Source organism: Bacillus sp. PK3-067, assembly GCF_056738645.1.
In genome coordinates, this window is record NZ_CP096491.1 from 163132 (window position 1) to 178915 (window position 15784).

Annotated in this window: 12 protein-coding genes and 5 pseudogenes; 4 read left to right on the forward strand and 13 right to left on the reverse strand. The window is 30.9% G+C overall.

The genetic code is table 11. The features are described 5' to 3' along the window. The 5 genes and pseudogenes from M1D73_RS28575 to M1D73_RS28595 form a co-directional block, all read right to left on the reverse strand. Nucleotides 1–780 carry a glycosyltransferase family 2 protein gene (locus tag M1D73_RS28575; RefSeq protein ID WP_016083419.1) on the reverse strand — a complete coding sequence of 260 codons (780 nt, stop codon included), beginning with the start codon at nt 778–780 and terminating at the stop codon, nt 1–3. Continuing rightward, entirely contained in the window at nt 746–1504 is a 759-nt protein-coding gene (locus tag M1D73_RS28580; protein ID WP_016083420.1) for a DUF5591 domain-containing protein, read from the reverse strand. Before M1D73_RS28580 ends, M1D73_RS28575 begins: the two co-directional genes overlap by 35 nt. Before the next feature lie 13 nt (nt 1505–1517). Further along, the gene (locus M1D73_RS28585; protein WP_149287786.1) at nt 1518–3185 is read right to left on the reverse strand and encodes a carbamoyltransferase family protein; all 1668 of its coding nucleotides are present in this window, start codon (nt 3183–3185) and stop codon (nt 1518–1520) included. 20 nt (nt 3186–3205) lie between these two features. Beyond that, complete coding sequence (locus M1D73_RS28590; RefSeq protein WP_349917488.1) at nt 3206–4240, reverse strand: bis-aminopropyl spermidine synthase family protein; 1035 nt, start codon at nt 4238–4240, stop codon at nt 3206–3208. A gap of 943 nt (nt 4241–5183) precedes the next feature. Beyond that, a pseudogene (locus M1D73_RS28595) lies at nt 5184–5353 on the reverse strand (MFS transporter); the annotation flags it as partial. A 132-nt stretch (nt 5354–5485) separates the two neighbouring features. Here M1D73_RS28595 and M1D73_RS28600 point away from each other — a divergent pair. After that, on the forward strand, nt 5486–5851 hold the full coding sequence (locus M1D73_RS28600; RefSeq protein WP_481158042.1) for a hypothetical protein: 366 nt from the start codon (nt 5486–5488) through the stop codon (nt 5849–5851). Nucleotides 5852–6725: 874 nt separating this feature from the next. On the opposite strand, the gene M1D73_RS28605 is transcribed toward M1D73_RS28600, so the two are convergent. Both M1D73_RS28605 and M1D73_RS28610 read right to left on the reverse strand, forming a co-directional pair. Further along, nucleotides 6726–6965, reverse strand: coding sequence for a cupin domain-containing protein (locus M1D73_RS28605; RefSeq protein WP_000997182.1), 240 nt, complete (start codon nt 6963–6965; stop codon nt 6726–6728). Between the two features lie 293 nt (nt 6966–7258). After that, nucleotides 7259–8083, reverse strand: a pseudogene (locus M1D73_RS28610) (helix-turn-helix transcriptional regulator). 84 nt (nt 8084–8167) lie between these two features. Between M1D73_RS28610 and M1D73_RS28615 the strand changes: the two are divergent. Continuing rightward, nucleotides 8168–8793 (forward strand): annotated as a pseudogene (locus tag M1D73_RS28615) (aminotransferase-like domain-containing protein); the annotation flags it as partial. A 121-nt stretch (nt 8794–8914) separates the two neighbouring features. On the opposite strand, the gene M1D73_RS28620 reads toward M1D73_RS28615, so the two are convergent. The 4 genes and pseudogenes from M1D73_RS28620 to M1D73_RS28635 form a co-directional block, all read right to left on the reverse strand. Then, nucleotides 8915–10825 carry a M56 family metallopeptidase gene (locus M1D73_RS28620; protein ID WP_121868769.1) on the reverse strand — a complete coding sequence of 637 codons (1911 nt, stop codon included), beginning with the start codon at nt 10823–10825 and terminating at the stop codon, nt 8915–8917. After that, nucleotides 10825–11226, reverse strand: coding sequence for a BlaI/MecI/CopY family transcriptional regulator (locus M1D73_RS28625; protein WP_086401812.1), 402 nt, complete (start codon nt 11224–11226; stop codon nt 10825–10827). The genes M1D73_RS28620 and M1D73_RS28625 overlap by 1 nt, the downstream gene beginning before the upstream one ends. Nucleotides 11227–11754: 528 nt before the next feature. Further along, nucleotides 11755–11862: pseudogene (locus M1D73_RS28630) on the reverse strand (polysaccharide deacetylase); the annotation flags it as partial. Continuing rightward, on the reverse strand, nt 11862–12368 hold the full coding sequence (locus tag M1D73_RS28635) for a DUF3902 family protein (protein ID WP_121868770.1): 507 nt from the start codon (nt 12366–12368) through the stop codon (nt 11862–11864). The gene M1D73_RS28635 and the pseudogene M1D73_RS28630, both read right to left, overlap by 1 nt. 269 nt (nt 12369–12637) lie before the next feature. Here M1D73_RS28635 and M1D73_RS28640 point away from each other — a divergent pair. Continuing rightward, nucleotides 12638–13025: pseudogene (locus M1D73_RS28640) on the forward strand (helix-turn-helix domain-containing protein); the annotation flags it as partial. Between the two features lie 44 nt (nt 13026–13069). Here M1D73_RS28640 and M1D73_RS28645 read toward each other — a convergent pair. Together M1D73_RS28645 and M1D73_RS28650 are read right to left on the reverse strand one after the other, a co-directional pair. After that, nucleotides 13070–13891: a peptidoglycan-N-acetylglucosamine deacetylase gene (locus M1D73_RS28645; protein WP_086401810.1), complete on the reverse strand. Its 822-nt coding sequence runs from the start codon at nt 13889–13891 to the stop codon at nt 13070–13072. 46 nt (nt 13892–13937) lie between these two features. After that, nucleotides 13938–14441, reverse strand: coding sequence for a DUF3902 family protein (locus tag M1D73_RS28650; RefSeq protein ID WP_086401809.1), 504 nt, complete (start codon nt 14439–14441; stop codon nt 13938–13940). Nucleotides 14442–15095: 654 nt separating this feature from the next. Here M1D73_RS28650 and M1D73_RS28655 point away from each other — a divergent pair. Continuing rightward, nucleotides 15096–15650 (forward strand): helix-turn-helix domain-containing protein, encoded by a 555-nt coding sequence (locus M1D73_RS28655; RefSeq protein ID WP_086401808.1) that lies wholly within the window; start codon nt 15096–15098, stop codon nt 15648–15650. The last annotated feature ends 134 nt before the right edge of the window (nt 15651–15784 follow it).

Consider the following 15784-nt stretch of genomic DNA (forward strand, 5'->3'; position numbering starts at 1 on the left):
TTAATTCATTTCTTTTCTATATCCCCTATAAAAGGCAAGCTGCCAAAAGATGAGATAGAAAGCAGTTAAATAACCGTATTTTTTTTTGATATACTTATATGAGTTAATAATGGACTTCATTTTATTTTTAGGTTCATAATAACCATCTTTTTTGTGTAAAACCCCACGTGCATGACCTACACCATAATTAAATGAACTTTTCAAATCTTGCTTAATGCTTAACTCTGGATGAATAATTCTTGCTTTATCATCATATAAAATCTTAAGATTTGCAGATTTAACTCTAATATCAAAATCATAATCCTCTGTCCAAGATAAATTCTCATCAAAATAATATCCATTTACCTTCGCTAAGATTTCTTTATTAAATGCCAATGGAGGTGAATATGCATTTTTTTTGCAAGTATGAATATGTCTTGCGCGTGCAATTATTTTTCCAATTTTGCTGTTAAAAGAAAACATCACCCTTCCTTTAGCCAAAGGTCCTGCATCTAATAATTTGAATAATTTATTGATGGTACCTGGCATAAAAACACAATCTGAATCCATAATTAACACATTATCTTTACTAGAAATTTCAATTCCATAATTATAAGCTTTTGCTAAATTAGGTGTAGGTAATTCCCCAATTACTGCATTGCTAGAATAAGCGATTTTTTTTACTTCTTCTGTTGCACCATTTAAGACAACGACAACCTCTACATTTTCATCAATACTTTTTAAACACTTTCCCAATCTAACATCATTATAAGCTGGTATTACAATTGATAGATTCAACATATCTACTCACCTTATTTAAACAATTATCCATACTACTCAAAACTTCATCTAAACAATAAAATTCCCCTGAATCCTTTAACTCGACTAATTTATCTTTATTATTTCTATATGTTTCTATATCTGGGGTTAAAAGAAAAGTAATTCCTAGATCCATACAAATATCTTTAATTACAGGAGCCATTGAATATTTTTTTACCGGTATACCATATTGTACTACTACATCGTATGAATTTGATTCTAGGTAGCTCCTAATTCTTTGTATCAATTTATCCCTATATTCTTTCATTAATTCTTCATAAATTACTGGATCCTCAATGTCATCCATCCAATCGTACGCACAAAAAGTAGGATTCATTTGGTATTCATATGGTATAATTCCCGCATTTGATAGAATAATTGGATGAACCATTGGGTATTTATTTGTAACTTCTCTAATTTTTTTACCAATATATGAAAAATCATATGGTTTAGCCCAAGAACAAACTTGTAAAAAAGCAATTCTTTTCCCTTGAGGCTTTTCGTAATATTCCCCACAAAAATATTCCTGCCATGTATTGAACTCTTCGTGATGAATATACTTTGAGCAAGCTCCTCGTTTAAAAATTGTTTCCTCTTTTATTAAATCTAATAGTATATATTCCGGGTAGTTAGGATAACCTTTTTTATTAAGTACCAAATCCTTTACCCTTTCATCCTGTAGATTAGAATAATTTCTATTTCTCAAAATCTCTCCTCCTTTATTTAAGAATTAAAAATGAACCTAATAAAAGGGCATCCATCTCTGATCCATAAAATGACCTAATAGCATCACTTGGGTTACATATAATTGGTTCTTTTCCTACATTAAACGATGTATTCATAACTGCTGGAATTCCTGTTTTTTGGTAAAAGTTATAGATTGTTTCATAATAATCAGAATTCATTTCCCTTGTAACTACTTGAGCTCTTGTTGACCCATCAACATGAACTATTGCTGGAACTAAATGACGTACCTCTTTTTTAACAGTAGAATTTAACAGCATATAAGGGTTATTTATTTTTTCTTCCAATACTACAGAAGCGTTTTCATCTATGATGCTAGGAGCCAATGGTCTCCATTGCTCTCTTTTCTTAATAGTATTTACTTTATTTAACATATCCCTATTCTGAGGGTTAGCTATTATGCTTCTATTTCCTAAAGCTCTAGGACCGAACTCCATCTTTCCAGAAAATCTTCCTATTATCTTATTTTGAATTAATAACTCGGAGCATTTATCATATTTATTAGAACCTAATTCTATATATGATAAATTATATTTTTTTAATATATTTAAGATACTAGAATCAGGAAATTCCGGACCAGAATATACATGATTTTCAGTGAACATAGGCGCTATACCATTTTCGGCAAGAAACCATGTAGCTGCTCCAATACTTACCCCACTATCTGAAGCACCTGGTTGAATGAACAAATTATTCACTTCTGGTAAATCAGCTATAATTCTATTCGCTATACAATTTAATGCTACTCCTCCCGAAAGACACAAATTATCTATTCCAGTTAGATTAACAGCTTTTTTTACAAGCTTAACAATTGCTCTTTCCAAGGCTGCCTGACCTGAGGCTGCAATATTTTTATATTCCATTACTGATGAATTCATTAATAGTATTGAATCTATTGGATTATATTCATAACTAATATAATTAGGAGCTATCTTTGTTATACTATTAATAACTTTTATCCAATCTTTTAATACTGAAAAATATTTACCATTCATACTAACTGGATTTTTATTTGGTTTCAAAGGATTTTCTAGTATTTCAGGAAATTCAAATATTTCGTCCCCATATGAAGATAGGCCCATTAACTTCCCTTCATTATGCCTCCCTAAACCTGAGAATACAGTTAATGCTTCATAAAAAATACCTAAAGAATGTTCCAATGGGTATTTTTCTAGTACTTCTATTGTATTACCTTTTCCTTTTGCTATAGTTATTGACTCATCTTCTCCACTTCCATCAATAACTATTATGGTAGCTTCATTAAATCCCGAACTAAAGAACGCACCAGAAGCATGTGCCAAATGATGAGAACACATATGGATTTGAGGATCTTTATCTCTCTTAAAAATTCCCTTCGGAAAAATCTTTTCAAGACATTCTTCTTTGTTAAGCTTCTTTGAATACTTTTCAAAATATAGTTGTTCTACATTCCATCCCATAACAATATGATCTACTTCATTTGGAGTAATTTTAGCTTCCTTTAAACAATAAGCTATTGAATTATATGGAATTTTATCTAATGCCTTTTTTTGACGAATAAACCTTTCTTCTTCAGCTGCAGCAATTAATTTACCATTATAAAATAAACACGCACTTGCATCATGAACATCAAAGTCCCATCCATTGACTCCTAAAACATACATTATTTTACCTCGCAGTTATTTTATATTTTTCTTCTAATCTCATAATATTCTTGCGGAAAGAGGATTGGTTTATCTATTAATCGTACAAAAACCAACATGTCTGTTTGGATATATAAATTATGGAATGTATCTTGAGAAAAACCAATGCCATCTAAGTCTTCTTTTATTAATTCTTCATCAATGTAAGGCTCTTCAGCCACTTTATAAGAACTTAAATCGTGAATAATTTCTTTTAAATAAAAGCCTAAAGATGTCAAAAAATTCTGTAAATAAACAACCCTATTACCTAATCTTTTAACACTTATATTTAAAAAAATTAAATCACCCTTTTGACCTTTTAATAATTCATTAGCTCTATTTAACCACAAATCTAACCCTCTACCATCATCTATAGGGTCACAATGTATTGCATCATACTTATTCCTTAAATCTTCTATAACTTCATTTCTAACATCAAAATTATAAAAATTAATATCATTACTTTCGTTATCTAAATATTCAATTAATTCTTCGTCAATATCTCCTACACTTATTTCTCTGTTTTTATATTGTTCAAGGGCCAAACTTGTATAATCATCGTCTCCGCAAAAAAAGATATTTTTATTAGATGATAACTCTTGATTTATTATTTCAGCTCTCCTCAGTGAACTATCCCAAGTAGCTTTAAATTGAGCATAATTTTTTTTGTTTATTTTATTCGTATATACTGTATTAAGAAAAGCGGTTGGTTCATATAAAATACTACTTGTTAAATCTTGTGAAAACCTTATTTTATTTTCTATAATTTCAACTAAATTTCTTTCTTTTAATACTTTTAATAATCTTAAAGCCAAACTTAAAGTCCCAGTTATTTTGATTAGATCATCTAAAGTATCTACAGTATTAATGGATTTCCAAATTATAAATTCAAATTGTTTTTCACTAATTTCATACCATTTTTTCCAAAAATTCAAAAGTACCCCTCTGTTTTTTAATTTTGGTACTTTATCTAACTCTTCTTCATAGTCTAATTCAATAAATCTTTCATATAATAAAATAATCTTATTTTCTTTCATACTGTATACCCTACCTTAAAAAAAGTTACATATACAGTTAAACTGCATATGTAACCTCCTTATTTTAAAACTTAACCTAATGTCTTGCCTGCACGAATTAGTAAATCCTCTTCATCTAATTCAAGATCTTCAAGCTCTAACATTTCTTCATGAATATATTCCTTTTCCATTTCACATTCCCCCTTTTATAGATAATTTTGTATTCCAGATGTTTGTAACAGAGCTGCACAACCAATATTAGCATAAAAGTAGAATTTTCTGATTAATAAAAAAATTGTATTTATAGATAAAATTTATTCAGAAAATTAAGTTAAATTTTTCCTGATAAAACAATACTAGGAAGAATTATGGGTATTTATTTTATTTAAGTTTTTATATTAGGATTTTTTAAAAACCCAGTATAGAGCCTTTTCTTAGAGATTTTTGTCGATTTTTCTTTTTATAAATTTTTCAAAAAATGTTTATTTTCGTGGGTTATTGGGGGAGATCTATTTTATGGGGGCCAAGACAAAAAGAGGCTATATAATAACTTATATAGTTTTAAAACACGCCACTTTATAAACCTTTTTTAGTTTTATCAAAATTATAAAATGGTTCTCTTTCTCTTTGGACTATACATATTCTATTCTTATAGAAGAACAAATGAAAAAAGTCACATTTTTGCCCAGTTCGGCTTATTATCCGGAAGAATTAGAAAATCATCATTTGAGATTAAGTTATTCTTATATGAGTGAAAAAGAATTAAAAGAGGGTGTTAAAGTTTTATGTCATATATTCCATTTGGTTATTTCAACGAAGACAACTCATGACAATTCACCATTCTTTTAATTACAGTAAGGCGGCAGAGGATTTATAGTTCAATAAATCTATTCAATCTTAAAAAAATAGCAATGTGTCATAGGTGCCATCGCTAATCTATGAGGTAAGTTCACTTTCCCTCCTTACCCGCAGATACTCCAATAAAAACTTTTGAAACAGCTTTTGGCGCTTCTTCTTTGCTAACTGAGTTAGCAGCCATTGTAAAACCAGCTGAAAAATAGAAGGAATTATTCGAACAATAATTGCAATGGTAAAGTTAGTTGTAAATATCGATAAAATATTGAATGTTACAAAAAATAATTATAACAAAGTATATAGACTGCACTCAGCCTTTTATGTTTCCTATTTGTAGCACCTTTTTTGTGCGCAATCGAACGCTTGTACGTTATAATAGTATTTAATTTGTATATTCGAAATGATAAATATATGGAGTTACGTAAAGTTATAGCAACACTTCTATTTCCAATGCTACACTTGTCTGCATGTTCAACATTAACGGCAGAGGAGTACTTGGATGCTGTATCAAAAGAAGAGGTTGATGTTAGCGGAGGGATAGAAAAAGGGAATGACAAATCTCTATCGGTTGCTGAAAGAAAAGAGAACATTGACAAACGCCTCTCTCTTTTAGAAGATTCTAAGAAACTATCCGCCCCTTCTGAATGGAAAGACGCACACAAAGAATACGTTAAAAAATTGGAGCTAGAGATTGAAAACCTTGAAAAGGCGAAAAAAAAACTTAGTCGTACATCATCTATATTTGATGACTATAGTGATAAAGACAAAGAAATATAAGATAAATATGACAAGTTATTTCTTGAAAAGTTAGGAGTTGATGCTCGCGAAAAACTTTATAAGAAAAATCTTGATTTACGTAGAGTATCAAGAGAAGAATACATTAAAGTATATCAAAAAGAAATAAAAGAATTTCTTGAGTGCTTTAAAGACGCGCAAGTTCCTACAGTTGATGGTAAAGTAGATCATCTTGCGGTCATGGACCTTGTGAACAAGGCTAGAGGGCATCTAACAAACATAATAGCTATAGTTCCGCCTAAAGAGTTAGATGAGGCAGCGGAAAAGTTTAAAGAAGCAAATAAAGAGTTTATGGAAAAAGTAAAAACTTCATCGTAAGTACTGCGGCTTCTTCCGTTTTCGATAAGCTATAGGGTTGTCTGCATTAGATTTGTACAGTGTGAGGTTGAAGGAAAGAATACACCTTCTTACAAGCATTCCTATAATTATAAAAAGGATAACTCCATTTTGATGAGATATTGCTCAAAACTGTTCGTTAAATAAGGATTTAACGTGAAGATGAAATTTGTAGTTGAAGTTTATTTTGTCCCCTCCTGTACTGTAGAAAGACATTAAAATGGATGCTTTTTAGACAAGAAAGTGGGTACTTTTTTATAAAGGAATTTGCTTTAATTATATGTACGTACATTTTCACCCTGATTTTCAATAGCAAATCTATTAATTAAAAGTGATCTTTATTTTAGATATTAGAATAGGAATACTGGCGAATTAATAAGGAAAAGGTTACTGCATAATATTTCTATAACAGGCTATCAATTAAAGATGCATGCTTTATTCCATAATAGAGCATTTAAATCCTAACTTCTCGATTGTATCTACACTTTCTTATCTGCCAACGAAACATTAGATACAATTATCAATCCATTTCCCTTTTAGGCTCTACCAACATGATATGGGATTCCTTTTCAGTGAAAGGTTTATGCTCAACGCCTCTCGGGACAATAAACATCTCGCCTTTAGAAATTTTCACCTGTCCATCACGAAAATCGATGAACATCTCCCCTTCAAGCACAATAAATAGCTTATCTGTATTAGGATGCTCATGCCATATAAAATCTCCATTAGCTTTAAAAAGCTGAATTTGATCGTCATTCATTTCACCAATCACTTGTGGATACCAATAATCGTTAATTTTAGATAACTCGTCATTTAGTTTAATAGGTTGGTAATGGATAATAATCCCTCCTCACTTTCAAATTCCACTATATTACAGTAATATAAGTAAAAAAATCGTTATTACGCTTAAAAAGAAAATGCTCCGGCCAGAACTTTTCATTCAGATAGTACAAAGGAGTGATTTCAATGAAAGTACTTTCAATCCAATGTTTCCTTTAACTCTCCATAAGTATAGAACAGTGATTTTCAAATAAGAATGGACCCCTGTTGACATTAGTATGGATTATTGATGAACTTCTCGCGATATTTAGTAGGCGAAATGCCAACTCGCTTCTTGAAAACTCTACTAAAATAAAAAGGGTCTGCGATTCCAACAGCCTGCGCAATTTGTTGTACAGGCACATCACTTGTACATAACATTTTTTGAGCCATCTTTATACGATAGTTCAATAAATATTCTGCTGCCCCCATACCTGCATGCTTTCTAAACACGTAAGAAAGACGATTTCGATTAACATTATTTTGTTCTGTAAGTGTATGAATTGTAATATCTTTATAATAGTATTTACGAACGTAACTAGATATTCGTTCGAATAAAGTATGCGACTCATAATTGCTTTCTCTATTGAAAACACTTAATAAAGCTTCATTCAACGCTTCGCGAAACAGCATTTCGGTCTGAAACATCGAAATGCCTCCACGCTGATTATATACATCCCAAAGACGCATAAGTAATTCGGACGAGGAGATTGTCCTGTTAATAATTCAAAATGCTGATGAGTAAAGCCAGAGTCTTCTCGTTCTGAATTGCTTATCCGATATAAAAACAAGAATATATTCCCAGTTTATTTCACCAAGCATTCTATGGGCTAATGTCATTTTTGCACCCCCATGTATAACTTTTCCTGGGGAGAGGGTATACGGTGTACCATTAAATTGAAATTGCGTCTTCCCTGCAAGTGGGAATACAAATCCTGGGAAAGAATCTGTAGACTCAGCACAAGGCACACCTGGATTTTTAGTATAACGATATACTCTTTCTACTTGGAAAGGATTATTGGTAAGATACTCTGCTAACTCACTCACGTCCAACTTCACAATGCACGCCTCATTTCAATAATAGTTTTCTTGTAATTCGCGAGATTAATTGGTGTACATTCTGGGCAACGCTAAACTAAAAATAGTACATACTTAAAATCTCATGGCATAAAAGCATCACCTGATTCTATTCTTATCGTTTCAGGTGCTCTACAAGCTCTAGATCTTATATCTGTAGGTTTATTGAAACCTGGATCGACAGCTTTATTAGAAAGGTCATCTTACCTTTATTTCTTACATGTATTTCAATCTGCCGGTATGGATTTTTCAGGATTCCCCATAACCCATAGATAATGAGGGCATAATAACAAAGTCAATTTTAAATCAAACGCAAAAATCTCAGCAAAATATTCTATACACTATTCCATCTTTTCATAATCCTACGGGATTTATTATGTTAGATTCTAGAAAATCTGAGCTTTTAAAGGTTTGCAAAGAAGAAAGAATCCCCATTTATTTATAGAGAATTATGGATTGATAAGGAACCTCCTCTTGCCTTAAAAGCAAAAGACATGCATGGTCTGGTACTTTATCTTGGAAGTCTTTCAAAAATCCTCACTCCAGGATTACGAATTGGATGGATTGTAGGTCCACAATCTGTTATTAATTGTCTAGCTGATATCAAGATGCAATCTGATTACGGATCGAGCACTTTATCCCAACGTGTTGCATTTAAATGGATGAGTAGTGGCTTATATCAAGAACATTTATCATAATTTTCAATAGTATTTCATCAATAAATAGAGAATTTTTTTCTGTACAGCTGCGTAGAATGATTCTACCTAAAATAAAAAATAGAGTCTCAAGACTGGGATCTTGAGACTCTATTTTTTATTTTAGACAGGAAACCATAATTTTCTCTAGTTCTTCTTTACTTAAATTATCTGCAAGAATTGTGACTTGATAAGCGCTATTCTTTCCTTTTGCAGGAACAATCATCCTCATTACTTTAAATTTAGCCTTTGTATTTTCAGATAAACTTATTTTTGTCCCGACTAATTCATAATTAGTTATCTTTTCACTACTCCCCACTACCTCGTTCAACGAATTTTCTCCTTGATCTCTAACTGCAGATTGATACACCATATATACGGAATCTTCATTTCGATATTCATAAACAATAGTGGGATCCATTTTTTTAATAGCCAACGGTGTTTGAACATCTTCTCCACTTAGTTTATACCCTTTTACTACATACGTTGGTTTCTTAATTTGAAAATCAAGATATTCCTGTGCTTCCTTTTTAGTCAAATTAAAGTGTGAATAAATTTTCTGTCTAAATGGTCCTATTTCTTCATCATTTTTCTCATATTTCTTTTGTTCTTCTGGGTCTAACTTGTCAGGACTTCCTACTAATTTTACTTTTTTACCTAAAGTATATGCCTCTGTTTCTAAATCAATAAATCGCTTAAATTCTTCTTTCGTAAACAGATTTTGCGCCACTCCAACTTCTGTAAGTAAAGTATTATATTCTCCTTCTGAAACAAAAAATTCTGCCTCTGCCTGTTCTTTTGTACCAATCATTTTTTCTACAATTGGCTGTATAGAAATATCAGGTTGTGTTTTTAATTCTTTCATATTATCTTTTACTTCTATTTGTTGTTTCTCAGAATTTTTCGGTATATCAGCACGGGCATTTAATAAGGATACAGATGATACAGCAATAACTGCCACAGCCCCTAGCGCAGACCAGCGATATGATTTTTTTTGGAATTTTTTAATCATTAGAATTCTCCTTTTTAACATTCTTTTGTTTTTACTAAAATTAGCCACACCGGGTCCTTGATAATAACCTGAGTAATGTTCCAAAAGACTAATAATAGTATGGCCATATGCAATTTGTTCCTCTGAATCTATACATGTAAGAGCTAATGCATCGCATGCTAATTCTTGATCTTCCCGCATACATGAGTAGGCATACCAAAGAATAGGATTAAACCAATTTAAAATGAGTAAGCCATGCATTAGCCAGTTCACACCAACATCTCTTCGCTTGATATGAGCTAATTCATGATGAAAAATATACCGTAATTGTTGTTCCTCTAATATTTCCATATGTACTGTTGACAACAGCAACTTAGGCCGAATAAATCCTAACACTGTTGGACTGGAAACCTTTCCAGATACAAGTAGAGGAATCTCTTGTCGAACAGACATAGATTGCTTACACTCTTCAAAAATCTGGACAATCTTTTCATCTGTAATAACTGGTTGTTTTTTTATGTAAAGTAATAAACGCCTGTTCATAATAAATGTAGCAAAGCTTAGAAGAATAAAGCCAGTAAGCCAGATGTATATACAGATTGTATAGAATGGAACCGTCCCATCATCCTGCTTTTCATTATTGTGTGTTTGTGTCTTGTTTGCCTGATTAGTTTGTGTTGAACTTGAGGTATAAGTATCTTCTTTTGTAAGAACCTTTGTATCGTCTATACCTTTCAATTCTTGCATACGTTCTTTTGAAGGAAAAATAGCTACAGGGGTTCGGCTAGAAATGAATGCATCATTATTCTTGTAAGTAAGAACAGAATAGATACTATAGGAACTATCTGGCGACCAAGGTAATACAAGTCTTATTATTAATATAATCCATAGCATATATTGCCAACGTGGAGTTAATTTATTTCTAAATAACACCTTGATACATAAGATTAGGACCACTAATATACTAGCCATAATAGAGGTCTCTATCAACCAATCAAAAAAATGAGGCAGATAGACATTTATAAACATTCCTATCATTATGATCTATCCTTCCTCTGATTTTCCTCAGTTTTTTCATCCAGGATACGTTTAAGCTCGTTAATGTCTTCTGAAGACAACTTTTCTTCTTTCAAGAAATTTACCAGTAATGGTTTAAATGCTGCACCATAGAAACGTTTAAGCAAAGATTTTGTTTCTACTTGTAAATAACTATCTTGCGAAACCAAAGGATAATAAGCGTACATACGTCCTTTATCTTGATGGTAAGTAACTGCTTCTTTGTGAACTAATCGATTAATTAGTGTTCGAATCGTTTTGGGTTTCCAATCCATATTCTTCTCCAATTCTTCAATCACTTCATTTGCCGTTTGTGGAGATTTTGACCACAGTACTTTCATTACTTCTAACTCCGCTTCTGAAATTTTAGGTAATTCTTTCATTCGTTTAAATTACACCTCCCTCGGATTACATTTGTAATCCATGACTGAATATTACACTTGTAATCTTTTGTTGTCAATCTTATTTTATATTTGTAGAATTCCCTCCTATGCGCATCAACATAAGAACGAAAAAATTAACATAAGTATAGACTTTCATATCTTCCTAATGAGACAAGAAAGTAGATCTTTAATAAATATTTTTTGTTACTAATATAGATTTGAATTTACACTTCACACTTAATTATTATTTGCTATTTTTACAAAGTTTCCACATTGGTGTCTTCATATTAAGAAGTCCCCACTTTCATGTCACAATATACGGAAAAGAAAGTGGGGACTAAATGAACTAGATTTATTGGTAATTAAATATAGTATGCTAGAAAAGTAGGAACTTCAATTTCTAACGAAAAAGAACACAGTAAAAAAAGCGTGTTTTCATTTATTTATCTAAACACGCTCTTACGAATATATAAACCCTATATAAATTGCCAATTCCATTCTGAGTTTCTTTTAACTAAAACATATTTTTTATATTCGGTTATCATGCCAGAAGTTTATTGGAAAATCATTATTCTCATTATAAGCTTCAAGTTCATAACCTTTTTCTTTTAACCCTTTTATAATTTGTGGAGATGCTACCATCCTGCACTTGCATTCATACCAGATCCCATAAAAGTAATAAATAGCGGCCATAATAACGGCCATAACGTAAGAAGTATATTTACAAGTATAAGTATACTATATACCCCAGGGAAATTATGATTTTTACAATTTACCAATACTAAAATCACTAATAATATTATGGGGATTAAATATAAAAATAGCATTATAAACCAATACCATGTCATTAAAGTAAGACTCAAAGGTCCTAATATCATGTGTACAACTCCGAATGCTATTCCTAATGCCCCAAAACTAAAGGTTGTAATGATTGTTTTTACAAGCACTTTAGTGAATTTTGAGTCGTACGTTTTTCTGCTATATAGACCTATCAGAATGTACAACGATAGATATGCCATTAATACACCTATCCAAGTCAATAACCAGTCTGCATCTAACATAAAGAAGACAAACAGCGACCAACACACTCCTACTATTGAAAAAACAAGGGAAAGAATTATATTTTTTAAAACTGGTTTCATGTTCATTTCACATCCTTTAAAAACTTAAGAATACATTATTAGCTTATATTCTTCTTTTTCTACCGCTTTACTATAGTCTGTTGTATATTCAATAACAGTAATCCCTTTACTTCTAAGTAGATTCTTTTCAAACGTTCTGCATCAGTTGACAGTTTGAAAATTAATAATAATTAATTTTAATTAAATATATATTAACATTATATTAAGTGTAAGTAAATAAAATTAATTTTAATTTAATATACATAACTCTTCTAATGGCTATTATTTATATGAATAATATTAATGTTGTTCAAAAAATTATGGCATTTCGAAAAGGTGCAGGATTAAATAGTAAACGTTTAGCTGAAGTAGCGGATACAACATTTCCATGTTAAGTAAGATTGAGTAATGAATCACGAATCCCCCCCCTTACAAACACTAAAGTTAATTTCTGTAGCATTCACTATTCCTTTATTTAATTTTTTCTTGGAAGATACTAATACAGAAGAATTAGTTGTAAGAGCGGATCAAAGAAAAAAATAACTTTCCCTGAAAGCGTTAATGTTTCGTATGAGTTATTCTCTCCTAATTTAGATGGATCACTGCACTGGAACTGGCTTTAATATGAATCTGCTACCTCAAACCGCTTCATCTCAAGTAAAACTATATCTAAATGAATTGCCAATTCCATTCTGAGTTTCTTTTAACTAATACATATCTTTTTATATACGATTATCATGCCAGAAGTTTATTGGAAAATGATTATTCTCATTATAAGCTTCAAATTCATACCCTTTTTCTTTTAATCCTTTTATAATAGCTGGAACTGCCGCGACAGATTGTGGATGAATATCATGCATTAAAACAATTTCCTTTGAAGACGTCGCACCTGCTAAGACATTTTGAACAATTTTTGCAGCTGCTACATCAACAGTTAATTTATTGTATTTCCAATCTAAAGAATCAATTGTCCAATCCCATACTTTTAAATTATTTCCCACTACTTGATTTCGAAGTGATTCATTTAATCCAGGCATTGATCCATATGGTGGACGTGTTAATTTCGGTGTGTTTCCAATAACATTTCTTATTAAAGATTGATCCTCTTTCATTTCCTTAACATATTCTTGATTGGTATATAGCTTTTTAAAATCATGTGTCATGCTATGCATGCCAACATAGTGGTTCTCTACATGTTCTTGTTTCACTAAATCTGGGAACCTTTTCACATTGTTGCCTATTAAAAAGAATGTTGCTTTCACATTATTTTTCTTTAATACATCTAATAGGTTAGCTGTATATTTTCCTGGTCCATCATCAAAAGTTAAATATACAACTTTTCTTTCTTTACCATCAAAACGATTAGGTATCGATTTTTTCAATTCATTTTTAGGTAGACTGCTCACTTGTTGAACACTGTTTACCTCTTTCGTATTTACCAACTTTGGATTCGTAATAGATTGAAACATGTAATACCCTATTGCTACTAATGTAATGGCCAACAATACACTTATAATTCTTTTTTTCTTAAGCTTAATTTTCATATTATAATCTTCTTTCTATCGTATTAATAATCTGTATAGGTAAAAGTTAGTGTCCTGCACTAGCGTTCATGGCATTTCCTATAATAGTTAGAATTACTGGAAATAATACTGGTCCTAAGGTAAGGAAAATGTTTAAAAGTATAATAAATTTATATAGTAAGCTATAATTTTTACTATTACTGTTTTCGAATACTAGGATGAATAATGTTATTATAGTAATTAAATGTAGTAATAACATTATCAACCAATAATACATCATTATAGTAAGATTCGCCTTTTCTAATAGTTGGCATGTTATCCCTATTATTATTCCTAATACTGTAGCATTAAAGGAAATAAACAAAATTCTTTTTAGTATTCTAGGTAATGTTTTGTGATCCACAGTTTTATTATATAAGCCTATTAAAATACCTAAAGATAGATATGCTAGTACTAGGCCTACCCAATCCCATATCCAATCTTGACCTCCCATTAAATTAAACAAAAGCGAAATGCTTCCTCCTACTGCAAGAATCAAGGAGATTATAATGTTAGTTAAAGCTGATTTCATAAGGTTTCACTTCCTAAAAATTTTTATATTAAAGCAATGGTGTTTACTCATATATTGTCATTTACTTATTAGAACTGCTTTTTAATTAACTGAGAATCTGTTTGATAGTGTTCTTTCTTTACTTTTTTGGAATCATACTTCCTCCTGTTCCCTATACAATTTGTGTAGCTTGATTCAATTTATGTTTTAAATCATTATTTTGTAAAGAGTCTCTTCCCCACTTTATGCAATTTAATAGGTCTAATCATTCTTGCTAAAGCCGATGATCTTAGTTAGATATTCTCTTTACCACTAATTCTTTTAAGAGCTTATATAAATGATTATCATTAACTGTATATGCTCAACTTAAAAATGGTTCTATTGCTTTCCCTACAAACCCAGATTCTATTCCAAGTGCCAGTCCATCCGCTATTGTATTGTCAATCCAAAAGTCTTATACAGAAATTTCATCATATAATCAGGTCATCATACTTAATAGTTCATATCGAGAATAAGTATCAATCATTTCTTGTCTTATTTACTATTCTTACAACTATGCAGGCGCTTGAAAATTAATCATAATTTATTATAATTAAGTACATATTAACAACATGTTTAGTTTAAGTGAAAATAATTAATTTTAATTTATTCACTTATTTAAAGGGGATTACGGATATGAACAATATTAATATTGGTGAAAAAATTAGGGTTTTTAGAAAAGGTGCCGGATTAACTAGTAAACGGTTAGCTGAATTATCTGATATAACACCTTCCATGTTAAGTCAGATTGAGAAAGGAATTACGAATCCATCCTTACAAACACTAAAACTAATTTCTTTGGCATTAAATATTCCTTTATTTAATTTTTTCTTAGAAGATACCAATACAGAAGAATTAGTTGTAAGAGCTAATCAAAGAAAAAAAATAACTTTCCCTGAAAGCGGCAATGTTTCGTATGAGTTATTATCACCTAATTTAGATGGATCACTGGAATTCGCTTTAATGAATCTGTTACCTCAAACCGCTTCTTCTATGGAGCCTATGGCACATAAAGGTGAAGAAATAGCATTTGTTATGGAAGGCCAAGTAAAACTATATCTAAATGATGCGGTTCTACTTCTTAATCCAGGTGATAGTGTTAAAATCCCACCATATGCAAAACATAAATGGGAAAACACCTCTTTGCATAAAGTCACTGTTATATTTGGAGTAACCCCACCATCTTTTTAATTTCAAATACTAGCGCATAAAAGTTAGAGAAAATAATTCTCTAACTTTTTTGTATACATAACTGTATTAAAAAAATAAAAACTTGTCTCATAATTATTCGAGATTAAAATCTAAAAGATTAAGAGCAGTTAGAG